Source organism: Streptomyces lushanensis, from assembly GCF_001700515.1.
Classification (GTDB): domain Bacteria; phylum Actinomycetota; class Actinomycetes; order Streptomycetales; family Streptomycetaceae; genus Streptomyces; species Streptomyces lushanensis.
Genome location: NZ_MAUD01000725.1, coordinates 1 through 503, shown reverse-complemented (window position 1 = coordinate 503; position 503 = coordinate 1). Strand labels below are relative to the sequence as shown.

Genomic DNA, 503 nt, shown 5'->3' with positions numbered 1-503 from the left:
GGCCTGGTTCGTGGGCTACACGCCCAACATGTCGGGTGCGGTCTGGGTCGGTGACCCGCGGCACTCCAGGAAGATGGTCGACATCACCATCGGCGGCGAGTACCAGGACAAGGTCTTCGGTGGCGAGGTTCCGGGACCGATCTGGAAGGACGCGATGTCCGGCGCGCTGGACGGCAGGCCGGCTCCGGGCTTCAACGAGATCAGCATCCCGGACGCGCCGAAGGCTCCGGAGGAGGACCCGAACAAGCCGGGCGCCGACGCGGGCCAGGACAACGCCGGGCAGGACAACGGCGGCCAGGACGGCAGGCCTGGCGGCACCGAGAATCCGTTCCCGGGCGGACCTGGTGGAACGGGCGGGCCGACCGGCTCGGTTCCGCCGGGGCTGCTGGGCGGCGGTCAGAACGGCGGCGGGAACGGTAACAACGGCCAGGACGGCGGCGGGAACTTCCCGTAGGCGCGGAAGGCGCGGGGCGGGACGTACGACGTGGCGGAGGCGCCCGGTC

General features: G+C 72.2%; 1 pseudogene. It reads left to right on the top strand.

The features are described 5' to 3' along the window. Positions 1-454: pseudogene (locus BFF77_RS37685) on the top strand (transglycosylase domain-containing protein); the annotation flags it as partial. Positions 455-503: the final 49 nt, after the last annotated feature.